The organism is Mesorhizobium sp. M5C.F.Ca.IN.020.32.2.1, assembly GCF_004023105.1.
GTDB classification, from domain to species: Bacteria; Pseudomonadota; Alphaproteobacteria; order Rhizobiales; family Rhizobiaceae; genus Mesorhizobium; species Mesorhizobium wenxiniae.
Map to the genome: position 1 here is coordinate 1 of NZ_RZSX01000994.1, position 2,139 is coordinate 2,139.

The following is a 2,139-nucleotide window of genomic DNA, read 5'->3' on the forward strand; positions in this document are numbered from 1 at the left end:
GTCTGACGGGCCGCTTCCGCCTCCTGCACGTCGATGGCGTTGAGCACTTCGCCGTTCTCGTCTCGCACGCGCACGAGCCAACCTGAAAGATAGTCCGTGCCGGGCTGAAGGTCGACCAGAAGATCGATGGCGCATCGAACTGCTTCCTCGCGCGCAGCTTCTAAACACGGCATCATAGTCGTCGGCCGCAAGCTCGAAGGTAGCGGGCTGGACCAATATCCCCTTGCCCGATCGACGGCCGCATTTTTCCAGCTTCTACATTAGCCATGTCGACAGTGACGCAGTCACCGCCTTCACCGCAGAAGATCACGCGCAGGATTGCCTCTCCGGTGGGCGTGATCGCCTGGTTAACTTCAGTCCGAGAAATCTGCATGATTACTTTCACCTGGCATCTATCCTGCAGCGCCACGCCCTACTGATGCGGCGCGAGCCGCTCTACGGGAGCGTTGGCTTCAGCCAACCTGACCAGCGCTTGCTCGACTTTCTGCGCCGAGCGGTCCGTCCGCTTGATATGCCTCACCATTTGCTGCCTTAACAGCGCGAGCCGTGCGGCGCGATATACGTCGCCGTATTTCGCAGTTTCAAGGTGGAGGGTCGCGAGCCTCATGGGCGACGATTCCAATTATCTAGCGGAAGAATTCGCGAATGCGCCTTTCGTTCCAATGTCCGACCCACGCTGCGGCAAAGGGGAACGGGTTCCAGTATAAGGTTCCAGTATAAGTAAGAGTTCCGGAGATGGCCGGTTGCAGTTTATCGAACCGCTCATGCCGAACCTGGTCAACAAGCCTCCGGAAGACGTCAAATCCAGAGCGGCCCGGAACATAAGCGGGCTGCAATTCAACATTGCATCAAAGTAGTAACACCGCCATCGGCAGCATCGATCGGCCCGCCACGGGGCCGTGAAGTGGTGCGCTGACTTTGTGAATGATGTTGCTGCCACCCGCCATACCTTTGATGGCTATCCAGACCGAACTCCGAACCGTGGCTACGTTTCCAAAACCGACAACATCGTGACGCTTCCCTCCACGTGACGCCTGAAAGTTTCGAGTGCGGGTGCTCTGGAGGGCCGAATAAAATAAGTGCCGTTCGTTTCGCACTCCTGGCGCGGAGACTAGCCGTAAGACCAGAGTTACAAAAGTTGACACTTCATAGGCGGAACACTCCTTCGGTCTGCCTGTTGGATTTACCAGCGCATGTCGCGCATTCAGAACCGGAGAAAGAAGATGAAACGCATACTTTTGGCCTCGGCAATTCTGGCAGTGTCGACCGGGCTTTCCCTTGCCCAGACGACGAGCGGTACCTCGAGCGGCACCTCGACGGGCGGAACTTCGACCACGACAACCGTGCCCAGCACGACCCAGGGCACCGGCACCACCACCAGCGGGGCCAACACGCCCAACGATCAGGGCACCGACACGACCACCACCAGCGGCACCACCAATCCGAACTCGGCCAGGGACTGCGCACCTGGCCAGCAGACCGGTAGTGCTCAGCAGGCCGCTCCGGGCCAGCAGGATACGGCTGCCAACACCGCCGCGCCCGGCCAGGTGAAAAAGACCCCCGAAGGTTGTTGATCGGCGGTTCGACACGCATCGGAGTGCCCAGCGGTCGCTGGGCTGGTCTCCCCGACGACCGAATGACCTCGGCTGGCGTGCGAGTTGTCGCCAGCCGAGGATCGGTTCGGGAATGGGCTTTAAAGCGCTACGCAGCAAAACGCGCACATGACTGTCTTGTCCAGAACGCGGACGGGACGAAACCGCGCCAGTTCCGGTTCCGCGTCCTCTTTCCTGTTCGGGTTCTAGCCTTCGAACCAAGCCGGCCGACAACGATCCATTTGGATCCTGCAACGTTGAAACGGGCCTGTTCCTGCGGCCATTCGATGCTCTGTTCCGCTCGCGTTATTCGAGCGTGACCCAGCCGGCGCATCTTTGGCAGCGGGCTTTTGCGTTTTCAGCTTATGTTCTACGGTTGCATGGCTCAGTCGCAACAGCTGCGGCATCCTCGCCGCCGCTCAGGTTGGACCACGTCTGCTCGATCCCGTTGCGACTCGGCGGGGACAATCCGAACGCCGGACGTTGTCAACGATCCTATACGATTTGCTGCACCAAAGCGCGTAAGGCGGGCTCCGCTGGGATGCAA

General features: G+C 59.7%; 2 protein-coding genes. One reads left to right on the forward strand and one right to left on the reverse strand.

Translation table 11 applies throughout. The annotated features are described in order from the left end of the window. Positions 1 to 412: 412 nt before the first annotated feature. Positions 413 to 607 (reverse strand): hypothetical protein, encoded by a 195-nt coding sequence (locus EOA86_RS31950; protein ID WP_127211852.1) that lies wholly within the window; start codon positions 605 to 607, stop codon positions 413 to 415. A 616-nt stretch (positions 608 to 1,223) separates the two neighbouring features. Here EOA86_RS31950 and EOA86_RS31955 point away from each other — a divergent pair. Next, complete coding sequence (locus EOA86_RS31955) at positions 1,224 to 1,574, forward strand: hypothetical protein (RefSeq protein WP_127211851.1); 351 nt, start codon at positions 1,224 to 1,226, stop codon at positions 1,572 to 1,574. Positions 1,575 to 2,139 lie beyond the last annotated feature (565 nt).